The following is a 15,739-nucleotide window of genomic DNA, read 5'->3' as shown; positions in this document are numbered from 1 at the left end:
TTGATACTAAGTTGTGATGTTAATTTCCTAAAGGTTTAGTAAGGTCTTGGACAATCTCAAACTTACGGTTGAAAACATAACGCGAGCGTAAAGATTTTGAATATATCAAATCATGCTCAATCAAATATTTCAGTGCTTGAGCACTAACAGCTACTACAACAAATGGCAATTCCAAATACCTTGCGAACCAAAACCTATGCCTCCCTTGTTGCAAAGAAGGGAAGTGCTCTGTTAACACAGGGCAAATAAACTCAAATTTTACACTAGAATTGTAATTTTCAACTAATCTGGTAGTTTTTGTCTTTGACTTCTTATATTGCAAAGAAGGTTGAATAAGATAGGGGGAATCTAGTATTTCATCTAAATCTCTAGGAATATAGCTTTCGCTATGATTAGCACCCCACCAAGAATCATACTTATCTACATCCAGAGCAGCATAGGTAAAATCAGGCAAACATACTTCGATTGGATCGCTATGGACGAAACAAATATCCTTCTCGTACTCTAAAGCAACATAGTTGGAAAATCCAAGCTCACTATCTATCTTTATCATTGCTGATGCTACCCCTAAGTTATCAATAAGAAAGCATTTTAATAAAAAGAAATACGACAAGGCAACGTCCAAATTCTCTAACCAGCTAACGCCGCATTAAGGTGTGAGCGGCGCTTGGCTATACTTGAGCGAAGCGAAACTGCCAAGCGTTGCGAATCACTCTTAAATGCTTTGTTATGTGTGTTGACTCATACAGACCGAACCTGTTTTGAGCGCAAATAGACTTACTAATTGTAAGAATAAGTCAAATCGTCATTACTGCACTTAATCGTATGAACAATACTTACATCATTGTTTATAATACTATTATTCTCAAAGTAAGTTACATTACATACTAATTCATCACTTAGATATTCAGTTAAGAATTGTCCATTTCTCGGGCTCGAGCTTGGTGCACGAACTTTGAGACCATTGTTTAGAATAAAATAGTAATTTTTCGTACTATCTCTTCCGATATAGCCAGAATCGATATACTTCAAAGTTGTTGATTTAACTTCTATTTTTTCACCTGTTTGTCCAGTAACATCTGCCCATAGCAATACACAGGCTACAAATAGGCAAAATGAAACCATCCGCCCCCTCATCGATATTTGTGCGAAAACGCCCATAAAAGTAGATCCTTCTATATCCAAGGTGCATACGACACTTTACACACATAACGCCCAATTAAGTAGTGAGTAACGCTTCCACTTAACCAGAACATTGTGCCGTAAACACTGATGCTGATTCAAACCCAAAATGCCGAGCGTTGCGAATCTGCTTAAATTGTTTGTTAGTTGCCTACCCAAAGACTTTACTTTGAAATTCATTGAGACTTTGCAAACACTGCCCTTTCCTGATTTGAGAAACCAAGTCAAGCGCAGTTTCAAAGCGACTGTCACTGAAACCACTTGGAATTTACAACGCCGCAGAAAACGAACCTTAAACACCAAATAAAGCCTTTGGGAAGACTTAGCAACAGAGCAGACTTTCAACAATTGAATCAGCTTCTGAAACAGAAAATCCAGCGAAACACCAACCAAAACAACACTATCACCGATTCGAGAAGCAAAAAGGGGAAACACGGAAACCCAGCCCAAAACACACTAACATTAGCCATAAACTTGCTGATTTAGTTACTTTTTCTTCTCTGGCAACTAACGCCGCATTAAGGTGTGAGCGACGCTTGGCTATACTTGAGCGAAGCGAAATTGCCAAGCGTTGCGAATCACTCTTAAATGCTTTGTTATGTGCGTACTAGATATTTACGTACAATCTCAGCATGTCTTTGTGTTGAATACCATTTTCATAGATTGGCTCGGGGTAGTTTAGCAAAAAATGGTCTTTAATTATCGAGTCTACTCGAAAACCTAAACGCTGATAATAAGTCAGTTGATAGCCAAATGTACCCGTACCAAGCTCAACACGATTGATCCCCTTGCTTGGCAACAGAGATAGAACAAGCTTTAGTAACTTAGAGCCAATACCTTGACCTTGTAGCTCTGGAGATACAGATACATTGTATATCTCAGCAAGGCTGTTGGTCTGAGCTTTAGCGATACAAGCCGCTAAAACTCGCCCATTTTCTACTGCAGCAAAGCACCATGAATCAGATAAATATGAAGCGATACTAGCTTCAGAAGGATCAGCTTCAAGCAATAAATCCAGTGGAATTTCGCTACTTTTAACTTCGATATATTGCATATTTCCTCCGAGCACATAACGCCCAATTAAGTAGTGAACAACGCCACCACCTAACTGAAACATTGTGCCATAAAACACTAAACTTAACCTAGAATGCAGATCGACAAGCGTTGTGAATCTGCTTAAATTGTTTGTTAGTTGTCTACCCTAAGGCTTTAATTTGAAGCTCATTAAGACTTTGCCAACACTGCCCTTTCCTGATTTGATGAGCTCAAATCAGGCGCAGTTTCAAAGCAACTGTCACTGAAACCACTTGGAATTTGCAGCGACGCAGAAAACGGACTTTGAACACAAAAGAACGCTCTTGGAAAGACTAAGCAACAGAGCAGACTTTCAACGAGCGAATCAGCTTCTGAAACAGAGAATCCAGCGACACATCAACCAGAACTACACTATCACCGATTCGAAGAGCTAGAAGGTGAAACACGAAAACCTAACCAAAAACACGCTGACATTTGCCCTAAAATTGCTGATTTAGTTACTTTTTCTTCATTGGCAACTAACGCCAAATTAAGGTGTGAACAACGCTAACACCTTCGCTAAAGCATTGTGCCATAAACACTAAACTTACTTGAAGTGAGAGCGCCGAGCGTTGTGAATCACTCTTAAATTTATTGTTAGGCGCGTAGCCACGTTTTATAGCTGAATCTCAACTTTGTTCCGTACATATGTAGGGATAGACAACTGCTCATCTATATCTTTGAACTTTGGCTGTTGAGGCATCAATTCTATTATCGCGTTCAGTTCTTCAAAACTGATACCGACAACTCGGCAAGCAGTCATCAAACCATTTATAAAGTGCTTTTTATCCTGCTTTTGCTGTTGCTCACTTGCAGGAATAGACGAGTACAATTCGCACTCTTTAGTTAATAAGGCTAGAAGTTCTTTTTTTGAGGTTTCCATATACAAACTCAGTTACTAGATAGTTTGGACACATTATCAATGATTTAAGACATAACTTCCAAGAGCTTGATCTGACGTTGTAAACCAAGCGCCTAACGCCGCATTAAGTGGTGAACAACGCGACCACCCAAACCTAAACCTTGCCACTTTTAGCACTGAAGATGACCTAAACCGAAATTGCCAAGCGTTGAGAATCCGTCTTAAATGCTTTGTTATGTTTTACCACAAGTGACTGACTTTCTTGAGAAAGAACTACCATTTTGGACTAGATTTCTGAACCAAACCACAGTGCAGAACCAGCTTGACCACCAAAGGCGACCAACCAACAACAAGTATGAACACTTCCCTGACCAATGAGGCAACCTGACTTACATTCAACAAGTGCCCTCGTCTCTTCTCACAACAGCGCCAGACAATGGCAAATTGCCGAGCCAACTGCCAAGGTAGAATGCTAACTGGCAAAGAACCTGAAAGCGACTTAAAGCCAGAAAAACTGAAACCTAGCCTGCTCGACCTGACAATGAAGCAACCCACGAATATTGACATGTTTTACGGGCTGAGAGATTCAAGAACTTAGGACGACAATACTGATTTGCTGAGTCTACTAGGGACGAATTGCCAAAGGGACAAAGAACTTGAGCCTAAGACCTTTAAGCCTTTGAATTTCAAGTAAACATAACGCCTTGCTAAGGTGTGAGTAACGCAATACAAAAGCTACCGCACAGCGCCTTAATCACCATAAGCCACCGCAAAGTAAAAATGCCACGCGTTACGAATCACTCTTAAGCAATTTGTTAGTACATGCGCTACTTCTATTTATGCGCTCCAAGATATTGAAAATTGGCATGATATGAAAGGCTTTGAACACTGAAGTGAGACGGGCAGCTACAAAACTTAAAATCGATAGAGAGACGAAAGTTGGCTAGAAGAAAAACGTACTGAACTCACCTACTTTTACTAACTTTGAATTAGAAAAGGATTCGTTCATCGGCACTTCGACAGCAACACCAAAGAAAGACAATTTTGACTTAGTAAAAACCACGAAAATGAAGAAGCGCCAAAGAAATAGGCTAAAAGTTAGAAGCCGTAAACGGTGAAATCAAAGCAAGCACAACGCATATAGTGCCACCGGAAAGAACGTGAGAGGCACTAATTGCAAGGTGTAAAGACGAACGCCAAAACAGATAAACACCAAAACTTATGACCTTTGATGTCAACCCCGTACTAACGCCTTGCTAAGGTGTGAGTAACGCAATACAAAAGCTACCGCACAGCGCCTTAATCACCATAAGCCACCGCATAGTAAAAATGCCACGCGTTACGAATCACTCTTAAGCAATTTGTTAGTACATGCGCTACTTCTATTTGTGCACTCCAAGATATTGAAAAGTGGCATGATATGAAAGGCTTTGAACACTGAAGTGAGACGGGCAGCTACAAAACTTTACCCCGATTGAAAGACGAAAGTTGGCTAGAAGAAAAACGCACTGAACTACCCTACATTCACTAGCTTCAAATTAAAAAAGGATTCTTTCCTCGTCACTCAACAGCCACACCAAAAGTAATCAAGGTTCTCTCAAAAGCCACCACGAAAATGAAGAAGCGCTAAAGCAATAGACTAAGAGTTAGAAGCTGTAAACGGTGAAATCAAAGCAAACACTCCGCATATAGTGCCACCGGAAAGAACGAGGAACGTACAAACTGAAAGGTGTAAAGACAAGCGCCAAAACATATAAACACCAAAACTTATGACCTTTGATGTCAAACCCGTACTAACGCCCTGTTAAGGTGTGAGCAACGCAATACCGAAGCTCCCGCATACCACCTTAAACACAAATCGCAACGCATAGCAAAAATGCCAAGCGTTGCGAATCACTCTTAAACAGATTGTTATATGATTATACAGAAGTCTCAAAGTCTATTTTACTCATGTAAACCACTATGCCAATTTTCTTCCTGCGTTCTTGCCTGTTCTAAAGCCTCTATTTTTTCACTTTTTTCTATAGACTCTTCAAGCACAGGAAGATCATATATTTTCCATTTCACTTTATCCTTAACATTTGAGACTTCTTGATTTTCTATCTTGTGCAACAAGCAATCGACTTCATTTTTATAGGATTGGAGCAGCTCATTACCTTCTCCTCCTAACATAAGTAAGTCGAATTCTATTCTAGACTTGGGAGCCAAACCAGGTTCTGTTAAATTGGAACTACCCATAGTACCAGCAACCCCAACAAACTCTCCATCATCATTCTTTTGTTGCATTAATGAAAATTTCGCATGAAAGTCTGTAATACCTCGAACAGTTAATCGTTTAGCTTGAGATATAGTGAGAAGCCCGTGAGGCAACAAAGTTTCATGATGCTCTAATATTTTTTCTCCTTTCGAATTTTTCGGCTTGTAAAGAATTCCAATATATATATCCACTGTTAATTCTTCATTTCTTTCCAAGGCTTCTTTAAGCTTTTTATAAATATTTACAACCGAATCATTTTGACTAATGTATCCAGTTGCGATAATTAGCTTAGAGCCTTTACTAGCAATAACTTGACTTAATGCAGATTGATAGGAAATATTTGTGAATCTGCTTATAAATGTATTTTGAATTTTAACGCTCATTATAAACTCTCTTAATTTTCGTTTTTTACACTCGGATCATATAACGCCCAATTAAGGGGTGAGCCACGCGACCACCCAACCTAAAGCATTGTGCCATAAACACTAAATTGGAAGTAGAACCAAAAATGCCAAGCGTTGGGAATCCCTCTTAAATTGTTTGTTATAACGCAGTTTCCACTGAAGTTAGCCACTTAGGAATGTTAGCCTGAAACCAGTTTATGTATTTATTTTTCTCTGGGTTATTACGACGAACAAGTATGTTAACAACCTCGATGACAATCCAGCACTTGGCTATTATTAGATGTTCTAAAAGCTTCGTTTCTGATATGGCTGTATTGTGTTCAATGTATTGACTAATTATTTTTTCATAGTCACTGATCCTGCCTAGCCCTTTGACTAGCGGAGCTAAATCAATTGCAGGACTACCTTGACCAAAACGCTCCCAGTCAAACAGTACTAACTCTCCGTTATTTCGTGTTCCCCAGTTACCATCGTTAGTATCACCAGATATTAAAGTGTCATATTCAAAAATCTGGCTAGAGATGGATTGAAGTCGCTCTATTGCGGATGCAACTTCCCCAGAAAAACCTAGTGTACCGAGAGCTTCGTGAGTATCGATAGTTGTCCAGCGATGCGTCTTAACAGGAACTACAGGTCTATACTTAGAAAGATGAATACTTGCAAGCTGAAAATATAGGTCAGATCGATTACGTAATTCATCTAAAGAAATAGTGTTTGCTATTCGTTCTATATAGAGATTACTTCCCTCAATTTTCAGTAACGCTGGAGAGTTAACGCCTACCAGCTTGGGAGCAACTTCTTGATAAAAGCATAGCTCTATTTTTGATGCACCTTGCTTAAGCACACACTCGACCCCGTCTAGAATCTCTACTGAGACCCTAGCTGAACCCATTTTTGATAAATCTTGTGTTGTCATAGTTCTCCTGCGTTATAACGCTCTGTTAAGGGGTGAGCAACGCAATACCGATGCCGACGCATACCACCTTAAGCACTAAAACCAACGCATAGTGAAAATGCCACGCGTTGCGAATCCCTCTTGAACAGTTTGTTAGAATTGCGTTTCAGTAAAAGTCTATCTAAGCACCCCATCACCAAACTCACTAAAGTCTTTAATTTCACTTAACCTAAAACGATGATTGAGAGAAAAACTCTCCCACCTTTCTTTGAACACAGGGTCTGCATATTCGTCATCGCTATTAATATTTTCCTTTACTAGCATTTTCTTTGTCAGATAATTAATGCTAGTTACTTCTTCAACTATTGGTCCTCTGTTAGCACTTGAATCATAACCAATCAACTCAAAATCTGAGCTTTGATAACGGAAATTGTAGCACCAGTACCCATAACGACCATGAGCAAAAAGTATATGAAGGTTCCCTTTTTCGATGCTAGTTAAGATATCAGGTTTAAAGTATACACCCCCATATTCGTCCTCCGAATAAAAACAACTTAGGTTCTCAACTATCACCTCGTATTTTTGCTTGTTTTTTAGAGCAATTACGAGACCTCTTTGATTGAGGTCTAATTCACCCCGAATTTCATCAATAATAATTTTTTTTGGATCAGTACCTTTGATGACTAAAACAACGTCCTCTTGACTATCTTTATTCAAATCACCATAAATCGTTTCAAGTACGATGTATCCATCAGGTGCCAATTGACGTATGGAACCATCCAACACAAGGTTATCTTGAGCAAAAGCACCCGTAGTCAAGGTGAAAGCAAGAGCTAAAAATACATTTTTCACTTTCCACTCCAATACTATTTCAGTAGTAATTCTAACGCCGCATTAAGGTGTGAGCAACGCTGCCATGACACTAAACTATTGCGCCTTAAACACAAAACCCAACGATGACATCAAAAATGCCAAGCGTTGGGAATCACTCTTAAATGCTTTGTTAGTTGCTTTTTTCACCTTTCAGGATCGTGATTAACCACTTATTAAGCCCACGTTTTAACGTATCTTCATCGTTATACAAAACCACTTGGCTACCTGAAATATCGAACGTAATGTCTTCTGGTGCTCTAGCTATTATTATGACTTTTTTCCCTAGCGCATGGGCTATACCTAGCTCGTAGAATACGTTAGGATTCCTACCTGATATATTTGCTACCACTATTTCAGCGGTAACCATTCGACGTATAATATGGCCTAAGATGTTGTTCATGACTTTAACGTCATCTCCCCTTGTGCACTTATAGTCGTTTTCAACAAAAAAGCTTTTCACCCAATTGTAGTCATCTGAGTAACGGTCATTAAAAGGTGTTAATACGAAGGCCGTATTCGGCTTAATTTTTGCGTCGACACCTGTAACACCAAACTGCTTTAGTACTTTATTGTTAATATCATCGCCATCTAGAATCAGGTGGTTTACAGACTTAAAACGCTCATCACTAATCTGAATTTTTTCATTTAACTTCGCTAGTTCAACTTCAATATCTTGACGATAACGATCTTCTTTATAGTCATACTTTTGCTTCATTTCGAAATACTTTCTCATCACATCGCGCAGAAGAAAGATACCAGCAAGAATTACGAAATAAATTGGTAAACTACTAATGAGTGACTCTGTTAATAAGTTATAAATATCCATTTAGCTCACCGTATGCATCATTAGTTGAATTGAAAGTCCGAGCATAACCAACGCGGCCGCCGACGAAATTATTAAGTATGTAAAAAGCGGCCCCTCAATGCTTCGCGCCTCCGAGCCGTCATATTTATTAAAGAAACCTATAGATACAGCCAAAATTATTAGGTATAAGAATCCCACCACCTGTAAAGCAAACGCTTCGCTAGGTTTATTTGTTGATGCAATAGCCGCAGCGAAAACAAACGATGAAGCAACTACTTTAACTTCAGCAGGAACAGCAACTATACTCTGGCAAATATCCGCTTTGTCTGGGACATTGTTTATATAGCACTTCAATGCAAAGTTAGTAACTAACAAGATAAGCGGAAAAAACCATACCCCTTCACTGATTAACCAAGTAGTTATAGCAGTGAGAAAACTTGGCACATCTTCAATCACTTACGTATCCTCATTTAAAATTTTATGCATTGTATAGCAATGTAAACTTTCGTTCTAACGCGAAGTTCAAATTAAGCAACTAACGCCCAATTAAGGTGTGAGCAACGCAATACCGATGCCACCACATACCACCTTAATCACTAAAATTAACGCATAGTAAAAATGCCAAGCGTGCCGAATCACTCTTAAATTGTTTGTTAGTTTGCGTGCCAAAGTGACACAGATATTGCTTATTACACACTTTAAGACCATAATACACATGTGACATTTTGACACAACAGGAGATAACATTATGGCTACTACTTTGCCTCGCATCACCGCTAGAGTTGATGTCGATACACAAGACTTACTTACTAAGGCTGCCGCGATCGCCGGCATGTCTAGCATCAACTCGTTTGTTCTAAGCGCTGCAATCGAAAAAGCTAAACAAGTCATCGAACGTGAACAGGCTTTAAAACTGAGCCAAGCAGATGCGATGTTGCTCATGGAAGCTTTAGATCGTCCTGCAACACAGAACTCAAAACTAAAAGCTGCTGCTGATCGATACGAGAGCAAAACTCAATGATGAATACGGTACTTTTAGATAAAGCTAAACACGATAGAAACCGATTCAACTGTGGCATCGAAGCTCTCAATAATTACTTAAAAGTAATGGCGAGTCAGCAAGCAAAGAAGGACAACACCAGAACTTTTGTTTTGGAAGATGATAGCGACAACTCACATGTTATCGGCTTTTACACGCTAACAATGACACCAATTGACTTAAAGGCATTGCCTGATAAGTTACAAAAAAAGCACCAATCATCCACCTCTGGTGGTCTGATTGCCCGCCTTGCTGTCGATGACCGATACAAAGGGAAAGGATTTGGTGAGTGGCTGCTTATCGACGCACTCAGAAAACTATTAGCCGCTAGTGATAGCGTTGCATTTCCAGTTGTTATCGTTGATGCCAAAGACGGTGCGAAACACTTCTATGAACGCTATGGTTTTCAAGCATTTCATGATGCCGAAAACAAACTCTTCATCACCATTGCAGATGTGAGAGCAAGCTTAGGCTAGTTAACCGCTAGCCTTTAGCAAACTAACGCCCTGTTAAGGTGTGAGCAACGCAATACAAAAGCCGCCGCATACCACCTTAACCACTAAAACCAACGCATAGTAAAAATGCCACGCGTTGCGAATCACTCTTAAACAGTTTGTTAAGTGTCGTTTCTATTAAAGAAGCTACTAATAGCTATACCTAAAACACTCACCGCCATTGTAAACATCAAACCAATAAACCACTTATTTAAGTCGTACATTCGATTTATTTCGTTTCGAGTTTGTTGAAGCTCAGATCTTAAGCTTTTCTCTAAGTTATCAAGATCTTTACGCAAAATTGGAACAGCTAGTGCCTTTTCAGGGTTTACGGTCAAAGCATTCTCTAATGCTTGCAAGCTTGCTTTTATTTCTTGGGTCTGATTGGTCAAGTCAGATGCTTGTATTTTCCAGCCATGCGATTCTGGTACTTCTGAGATCAAATCCAGCTTCTGGTTCATTTGATCTAAAGATTTAGATATTTGTATGACCTTTGTTTTCTGAACCTCTAAGCCTTTTTCAAGTAAGACAATACTTTCTGTGAGCTCTGACTGGTTTAGAGCTTTAGGAGAATCAGTGCTCCAACTAAAAAGCATGGAAGCGATAATGCCAATAGTTACTGTTGAAGTAAGACCTGCGATAACACTAGATAGCTTTTTAGCATAGTTAACATTTTTAACCGTTTTCTCCAGCTTCCTCGTTGCATTGTATACGGCATGATATGTTGCCAGTAGTGTATCATAGCTTGGGAAAGATCTAATTGGAGTTACAAAACCATCACTTGGGTTTACCTGAGCCATTTCTGTGCCGCTTTCATCTCCAACATAGACATAGCATAAAACGTTTGACGATATAGCTTTAGCATATCGAATGACTTGATTCGCCGCTGATGTTAAAGCTTTACGACCTCTTTTGACCTCAACGATTGCTTGTATTTCATTCGTCGTAAGGTCTACTACAGCAAGGTCTATAATCATATCAAGATTCTGTCCCGATTTGATCCGAACCTCTCTACGTATAGCTTCAGCAGGGTACCCCAAATCCAATAGTTGCTTGATCAGTAGCTCTACGATATCAACTTCTCTCAAATTGTGTTCCTCAAATACAACTTACGTCCAGACACTTAACGCCCAATTAAGGTGTGAACAACGCTAACACCTTACCTAAAGCATTGTGCCATAAACACTAAACTTGCTTGAAGTGAAAGCGCCGAGCGTTGTGAATCACTCTTAAATTTATTGTTATGTTTAAAGCCAAACGAGTCCACTATACGGCTTAGTTCTTAGGGATTCTAACCTGCTTTTAAGGGAGCCAGAGTGTATCTCTAGTTTATGACCATCAGGGTCTAAGATATAAAGTGATTGCCCTTCACTCTTATTCTGTTTCCAAACTTCCACACCCAATGAAACTACACGCTTCGCAAAGGCTTCAAATTCTTTTGGTTCGATATCAAAAGCTACGTGGGTATAGTCAGTTTTGGGGCAAGGTTCATCGTAAGAAAGGCAAAACCAGAGTTCACCTACCGACAAGTAAGCCCCGTTGTCCCACTTAGCGTGAGCAGTGAACCCCAACGTCTCCCGATAAAACTTAAGAGAGCGCTCTAAGTCACTAACTGCAATGGTTATATGATTGAGCCCTAAAATCACCATTTTCTCCCGTAAACATAACGCCTTGTTAAGGTGTGAGGCACGCAATACCGAAGCCGCCGCATAACACCTTAACCACTAAAACCAACGCATAGTAAAAATGCCACGCGTGCCGAATCACTCTTGAACAATTTGTTATGCATTATTCTTCGTAGCCTCTAACTTCGATACCATTCTCGAGATCAAAGATTGGAAAGTGCCCCAATTCTTTAGCTATTGATTTAAGCTGATCTACATCTTGGTTACGTTCAAATGCTACATTCGATTTTGGTTTATATTTCTGTGGGATAGCTACTGACAATATCCACTTGTATTCGAATGGTTGAAACCTACCGTCTGCAAACCTATGTGGCAGTAAGTCATAGCTTTTGGGTAAGCAGTGAACTTCTTCATGCTCAGAGTCGATAAACCTCCAATATGATACTTCCACCTCAATTCCAGCATTAGCCCAAGCTGCAAACAACTTAAACCACTTCGAATTACTCATATATCTAACAGAGTATTTCTTGCAAGCTTTTTGGTACTCTAAATCCATTGAAGTCCTCAAATGCATAACGCCCTGTTAAGGGGTGAGCAACGCAATACAAAAGCTGCCGCATACCACCTTAATCACTAAATTCAACGCATAGTAAAAATGCCACGCGTTGCGAATCCCTCTTGAACAGTTTGTTATGTACGTAGTTTAAAATGAACACCTGAGCTTTCAAATTCTATGCTCCCAAAGCCACCTACCACCTTGAAATATGATTGGTTCTTTTCAAAGTAGTCGATGTTTCCGTAGTCTTTTGAACCGTCAAGGTCTATGGTCGGCTGCATATCATTTTGATTCAAGAGCCCATTAATACTTAAAACACCCTCAAAAAGAAGAGACCCCAAACGATAGCAAGTATGCTCACCTATTTTTGGAGCTTCATAATATTTAGACTCAGGCCAGATGCTAAACTCTAGTTCAATTTCAAAAGCTTGATCATTGTAGTGCCAACCCAAAACAAATGAATCCTGAAGGTCTACACCTACGAGAAAATCCATATTTTTCTCCAAGTACATAACGCCCTGTTAAGGTGTGAGCAACGCAATACCGATGCCGCCGCATACCACCTTAAACACTAAAACCAACGCATGATAAAAATGCCACGCGTTGCGAATCACTCTTAAACAGTTTGTTAGCCATACTTAGGCACGCTTCATTTTGTTTGCTAACTTGTTGTTAATTTGAACTTTTTTATTAAGCTGATTTGGAGTAAGTTTGCGCTTTCGCATAACGTCTAAGTAAAAGCTTTTTTCCCAATCATTAATCCAGCCTTTGTCGTAAGCGTGAGTTATTGCCTCTGCATTTAGCGATTTCTCATCGTCTTTTCTAACCCGTTTTATCGCTTGGAAAATCTTATCTGAAGGTAAACCAATGAACTTCTTAACACAGCAGTTTCCAACGGTCGCATAATTAGAATTTAACTTGTTCTTAAGATTACAAATTTCAATGATAGGGAAGTGCCCACACAAACAACGCTCGGGTTCGTCAGCTTCGTATATTTCGTACAGAATCCATTCAGATTTAGCTACATCCCATAGCTGCGATTGAGACAGCTTAATTATTTCTTCTGTTAATTTATATTCCGACATACTTACCTCGTATGGCTAACGCCCAGTTAAGGTGTGAGCAACGCAATACCGATGCCACCGCAGACTACCTTAAACACAAAACGCAACGCATAGCAAAAATGCCAAGCGTTGCGAATCACTCTTAAACAGATTGTTAGGCTGGTACTATTTCGAGTTCACGATCCCAAGGACTATGTGTTCCTGATGGGAAAGCTCTACGTCCAGCAAAAGTCTGACTAGTCACCCGTAAATTACTAATCCTGAACAAGTCAAACCTACGCCACTCAGGTAATCCTCCGGAGCTACTTTGACCACCGATTTGATAAGCCAAGAGTTGAACATTGCCATTACAGACACCTAGCACATGAGGCTCTACCACGCGTAACCTATTGCTATAGGTAAACTCAATTACTAACTTATTTTGAATTGCTCTTCGAATTTCTGATTCGTTCATTTTGATACCTCAAAGAACGGCAATATGCCACTAGACACATTACAAGAATTCGATACTCAAATAATTGAAGTTGTTGGCAAATCCATAATTTTTATATGGGGAAAGCCTAACGCCCAATTAAGGGGTGAACAACGCCTCCACCCAAATCTAAAGCATTGCGCCATAAACACTAAAACTGAAGTAGAAGAAAAAGTGCCAAGCGTTGTGAATCCCTCTTAAATTGCTTGTTATGTACGTGTTTCGTTTATTTGGGTTGCCACGGCTCACGCCAACCATGTTCGTTTAAAATTGCCAGTCTTTCGTACAACTGAGAGCTTTTCAGAAAACCTGAAACAACTAATGACACTTCATTAGACTGACCGGCTGAGCATATTTTGGAGTATCCTGAATGAGCAGCCTTGCTTAAACCAAGTATCCAATATTGTATTTCAGATGTAACATTGATGATCTTCGGCTTATTAGTCATTACAGCAACAATTGCATTATCATTGCTATATTGTCCTTGCCGCTCTAACTCGGAAAGAACACATCGATATAATACAAAGTCTTTGCTTAACATTGAGTTTCTAGTTGTTTCTTTCGAAGTCGTATCATTTATAACGTCGCTAGATTTAATTAACTTGTCCAACCCCTGAAGAGCTTGATGCTTTTCACTGGAAAATGCTGATTGACAAGCTAACACTAACGTAAGCCCCCAATAGTACTGCTCTCATTGCACCCTCAAATATATAGTTTTTCTCTAAGTACATAACGCCCAATTAAGGGGTGAGCAACGCTACCACCCAACTCAAAGCATTGTGCCATAAACACTAAATTGGAAGTAGAACCAAAAATGCCAAGCGTTGGGAATCCCTCTTAAATTGTTTGTTATACGCGTGGTTGAGACTTGAGTGAGATACTCATTACACTGTGGTTTGGCTCACTCTCGATATCGACTACCGACCAACCCAAAGACTGATACAACTGAGCTACATTGGTATAAGCATACAGTTTAGTTTGAATTGTTTCTGATACTTGATTAACTCCTCGGTTAATCAATTCGCTAGCTATGCCCTGATTACGGTAATTAGGTGAAACAAAGACAGCATTAAACCAAATAACCTCGGGGTCACCATGTGGTTCTTTGAAACGTGAATACGCTAGGCCACCGATGACTTTATTATTTCTTAGAGCAACCAATATGGGTGGAAGATTGGCACCGGGTTTATAGGTATCAGCGAACGAAAAATCAGACCATTCACTTTGAAATAGCTTCTCTAGCTCGAACCAATTCGGGCTATTTTTATCGCAATTTCTGAATACTACTTTGTTCATATTGAACTATTTCCTCGAAAGCGTATAACGCCCTGCTAAGGGGTGAGCAACGCAATACCGATGCCGCTGCATACCACCTTAATCACTAAATTCAACGCATAGTAAAAATGCCACGCGTTGCGAATCCCTCTTGAGCAGTTTGTTAGTCGCGAGGCACCGAGCGACAATTTTAAGCCGAACTAAATTTTGCAAACAACAAATTTTATGTGCTTGATGCACTTAAGTCAGGCGTAGTCTCAAAGCGGCTATTCAATGAAACCACTTGGAACAACCAGCGCCACTGAAAACGGACTGGCAACACCAACAAGCGCTTTTGGAAAACCAATCTCACAGTGCGGACTTTCAACAAAGTTACTGAAACCACGTGGAACTAACCACACCAGAGAAAACGTCATTTCAGCGAGTAAATCGGCTTTTGTACCAACAAACTCACCGAGCGGAGTTGCAACCAAAAACAGACTCTCGATTGCCCTGCTCTGTCAGCACCAAAGAACAAAACAAGCGCTAGGACACTTGCAAAACTTTGGACTTAGAACAGCAGAAACTGAGTTTTGACCATCGACGATGAATCTGTGTACCAAACAAACAGCTGCCAAATTTTGAGCTCAGAAACATGATTTTGATTGCTAGCTTTTTCTGGCGACTAACGCCCAATTAACGTGTGAGCAGCGCATGCACTGAACTTGAATACTGCGCCGTAAACACTAAACTCAACCCGAAGTGAAAGCGCCAAGCGTTGCGAATCACTGTTGAATTGTTTGTTATGTTTTACCACAAATGACTGATTTACTTGAGAAAGAACTGCTATTTCCAACTAGTTTTCTGAGCTAAACCACAAGGC

General features: G+C 39.9%; 19 protein-coding genes. 3 read left to right on the top strand and 16 right to left on the bottom strand.

Translation table 11 applies throughout. The features are described from left to right. Positions 1 to 19: 19 nt before the first annotated feature. From KJB05_RS07640 to KJB05_RS07595, 8 genes are all read right to left on the bottom strand, one after another. Positions 20 to 613 carry a hypothetical protein gene (locus KJB05_RS07640; RefSeq protein WP_208446434.1) on the bottom strand — a complete coding sequence of 198 codons (594 nt, stop codon included), beginning with the start codon at positions 611 to 613 and terminating at the stop codon, positions 20 to 22. Positions 614 to 1,789: 1,176 nt separating this feature from the next. Beyond that, on the bottom strand, positions 1,790 to 2,236 hold the full coding sequence (locus tag KJB05_RS07635; RefSeq protein WP_208446435.1) for a GNAT family N-acetyltransferase: 447 nt from the start codon (positions 2,234 to 2,236) through the stop codon (positions 1,790 to 1,792). A 636-nt stretch (positions 2,237 to 2,872) separates the two neighbouring features. Beyond that, positions 2,873 to 3,139: a hypothetical protein gene (locus KJB05_RS07630; protein ID WP_017188766.1), complete on the bottom strand. Its 267-nt coding sequence runs from the start codon at positions 3,137 to 3,139 to the stop codon at positions 2,873 to 2,875. A 1,923-nt stretch (positions 3,140 to 5,062) separates the two neighbouring features. Continuing rightward, the gene (locus KJB05_RS07620) at positions 5,063 to 5,758 is read right to left on the bottom strand and encodes a restriction endonuclease PLD domain-containing protein (RefSeq protein WP_208446436.1); all 696 of its coding nucleotides are present in this window, start codon (positions 5,756 to 5,758) and stop codon (positions 5,063 to 5,065) included. A gap of 160 nt (positions 5,759 to 5,918) precedes the next feature. After that, on the bottom strand, positions 5,919 to 6,695 hold the full coding sequence (locus KJB05_RS07615) for a choline kinase (RefSeq protein WP_208446437.1): 777 nt from the start codon (positions 6,693 to 6,695) through the stop codon (positions 5,919 to 5,921). Positions 6,696 to 6,851: 156 nt separating this feature from the next. Further along, a complete protein-coding gene (locus KJB05_RS07605; RefSeq protein ID WP_208446544.1) occupies positions 6,852 to 7,526 on the bottom strand; it encodes a hypothetical protein in 675 nt (224 codons plus the stop codon). 151 nt (positions 7,527 to 7,677) lie between these two features. Then, the gene (locus KJB05_RS07600; RefSeq protein ID WP_208446477.1) at positions 7,678 to 8,373 is read right to left on the bottom strand and encodes a hypothetical protein; all 696 of its coding nucleotides are present in this window, start codon (positions 8,371 to 8,373) and stop codon (positions 7,678 to 7,680) included. Beyond that, a complete protein-coding gene (locus tag KJB05_RS07595) occupies positions 8,374 to 8,808 on the bottom strand; it encodes a hypothetical protein (RefSeq protein WP_208446478.1) in 435 nt (144 codons plus the stop codon). Positions 8,809 to 9,100: 292 nt separating this feature from the next. Here KJB05_RS07595 and KJB05_RS07585 point away from each other — a divergent pair, with 292 nt between their 5' ends. Next, a complete protein-coding gene (locus KJB05_RS07585; protein ID WP_017420534.1) occupies positions 9,101 to 9,373 on the top strand; it encodes a DUF1778 domain-containing protein in 273 nt (90 codons plus the stop codon). Beyond that, on the top strand, positions 9,370 to 9,867 hold the full coding sequence (locus tag KJB05_RS07580) for a GNAT family N-acetyltransferase (RefSeq protein ID WP_017420533.1): 498 nt from the start codon (positions 9,370 to 9,372) through the stop codon (positions 9,865 to 9,867). The genes KJB05_RS07585 and KJB05_RS07580 overlap by 4 nt, the downstream gene beginning before the upstream one ends. 140 nt (positions 9,868 to 10,007) lie before the next feature. Here the strand turns inward: KJB05_RS07580 and KJB05_RS07570 are convergent, their stop codons facing one another. The 8 genes from KJB05_RS07570 to KJB05_RS07515 form a co-directional block, all read right to left on the bottom strand. After that, the gene (locus KJB05_RS07570) at positions 10,008 to 10,973 is read right to left on the bottom strand and encodes a type I restriction enzyme HsdR N-terminal domain-containing protein (protein ID WP_208446480.1); all 966 of its coding nucleotides are present in this window, start codon (positions 10,971 to 10,973) and stop codon (positions 10,008 to 10,010) included. 159 nt (positions 10,974 to 11,132) lie between these two features. Next, the gene (fos, locus tag KJB05_RS07565; RefSeq protein ID WP_208446481.1) at positions 11,133 to 11,531 is read right to left on the bottom strand and encodes a FosG/FosC2-related fosfomycin resistance glutathione transferase; all 399 of its coding nucleotides are present in this window, start codon (positions 11,529 to 11,531) and stop codon (positions 11,133 to 11,135) included. A gap of 142 nt (positions 11,532 to 11,673) precedes the next feature. After that, positions 11,674 to 12,066, bottom strand: coding sequence for a hypothetical protein (locus KJB05_RS07555; RefSeq protein WP_208446482.1), 393 nt, complete (start codon positions 12,064 to 12,066; stop codon positions 11,674 to 11,676). A 134-nt stretch (positions 12,067 to 12,200) separates the two neighbouring features. Continuing rightward, positions 12,201 to 12,560, bottom strand: a complete 360-nt coding sequence (locus tag KJB05_RS07545; RefSeq protein ID WP_208446552.1) for a hypothetical protein — start codon at positions 12,558 to 12,560, stop codon at positions 12,201 to 12,203. A gap of 144 nt (positions 12,561 to 12,704) precedes the next feature. Beyond that, positions 12,705 to 13,151: a hypothetical protein gene (locus KJB05_RS07535; protein WP_025543099.1), complete on the bottom strand. Its 447-nt coding sequence runs from the start codon at positions 13,149 to 13,151 to the stop codon at positions 12,705 to 12,707. Between the two features lie 133 nt (positions 13,152 to 13,284). After that, a complete protein-coding gene (locus tag KJB05_RS07525) occupies positions 13,285 to 13,584 on the bottom strand; it encodes a WYL domain-containing protein (RefSeq protein ID WP_072036459.1) in 300 nt (99 codons plus the stop codon). 244 nt (positions 13,585 to 13,828) lie between these two features. Then, entirely contained in the window at positions 13,829 to 14,143 is a 315-nt protein-coding gene (locus tag KJB05_RS07520) for a hypothetical protein (RefSeq protein ID WP_213053108.1), read from the bottom strand. A 308-nt stretch (positions 14,144 to 14,451) separates the two neighbouring features. Beyond that, on the bottom strand, positions 14,452 to 14,898 hold the full coding sequence (locus KJB05_RS07515) for a GNAT family N-acetyltransferase (RefSeq protein WP_208446551.1): 447 nt from the start codon (positions 14,896 to 14,898) through the stop codon (positions 14,452 to 14,454). A 252-nt stretch (positions 14,899 to 15,150) separates the two neighbouring features. On the opposite strand from KJB05_RS07515, the gene KJB05_RS28555 reads away from it, so the two are divergent. Continuing rightward, entirely contained in the window at positions 15,151 to 15,453 is a 303-nt protein-coding gene (locus KJB05_RS28555; protein WP_244143002.1) for a hypothetical protein, read from the top strand. Positions 15,454 to 15,739: the final 286 nt, after the last annotated feature.

This window comes from Vibrio sp. B1ASS3 (genome assembly GCF_905175355.1).
GTDB classification, from domain to species: Bacteria; Pseudomonadota; Gammaproteobacteria; order Enterobacterales; family Vibrionaceae; genus Vibrio; species Vibrio owensii.
The sequence above is the reverse complement of the archived record's forward strand: the minus strand, read 5'-3'. Positions and strand labels throughout refer to the sequence as shown.

What these genes read in the sequence shown, in the direction of transcription:
- KJB05_RS07515 (WP_208446551.1), bottom strand. Translation starts at nt 14,898, where the DNA reads ATGAACAAAGTAGTATTCAGAAATTGCGATAAAAATAGCCCGAATTGG.
- KJB05_RS07585 (WP_017420534.1), top strand. Translation starts at nt 9,101, where the DNA reads ATGGCTACTACTTTGCCTCGCATCACCGCTAGAGTTGATGTCGATACA.
- KJB05_RS07520 (WP_213053108.1), bottom strand. Translation starts at nt 14,143, where the DNA reads ATGTTAAGCAAAGACTTTGTATTATATCGATGTGTTCTTTCCGAGTTA.
- KJB05_RS07525 (WP_072036459.1), bottom strand. Translation starts at nt 13,584, where the DNA reads ATGAACGAATCAGAAATTCGAAGAGCAATTCAAAATAAGTTAGTAATT.
- KJB05_RS07555 (WP_208446482.1), bottom strand. Translation starts at nt 12,066, where the DNA reads ATGGATTTAGAGTACCAAAAAGCTTGCAAGAAATACTCTGTTAGATAT.
- KJB05_RS07615 (WP_208446437.1), bottom strand. Translation starts at nt 6,695, where the DNA reads ATGACAACACAAGATTTATCAAAAATGGGTTCAGCTAGGGTCTCAGTA.
- KJB05_RS07545 (WP_208446552.1), bottom strand. Translation starts at nt 12,560, where the DNA reads ATGGATTTTCTCGTAGGTGTAGACCTTCAGGATTCATTTGTTTTGGGT.
- KJB05_RS07635 (WP_208446435.1), bottom strand. Translation starts at nt 2,236, where the DNA reads ATGCAATATATCGAAGTTAAAAGTAGCGAAATTCCACTGGATTTATTG.
- KJB05_RS07620 (WP_208446436.1), bottom strand. Translation starts at nt 5,758, where the DNA reads ATGAGCGTTAAAATTCAAAATACATTTATAAGCAGATTCACAAATATT.
- KJB05_RS07535 (WP_025543099.1), bottom strand. Translation starts at nt 13,151, where the DNA reads ATGTCGGAATATAAATTAACAGAAGAAATAATTAAGCTGTCTCAATCG.
- KJB05_RS07630 (WP_017188766.1), bottom strand. Translation starts at nt 3,139, where the DNA reads ATGGAAACCTCAAAAAAAGAACTTCTAGCCTTATTAACTAAAGAGTGC.
- KJB05_RS07600 (WP_208446477.1), bottom strand. Translation starts at nt 8,373, where the DNA reads ATGGATATTTATAACTTATTAACAGAGTCACTCATTAGTAGTTTACCA.
- KJB05_RS07580 (WP_017420533.1), top strand. Translation starts at nt 9,370, where the DNA reads ATGATGAATACGGTACTTTTAGATAAAGCTAAACACGATAGAAACCGA.
- KJB05_RS28555 (WP_244143002.1), top strand. Translation starts at nt 15,151, where the DNA reads ATGAAACCACTTGGAACAACCAGCGCCACTGAAAACGGACTGGCAACA.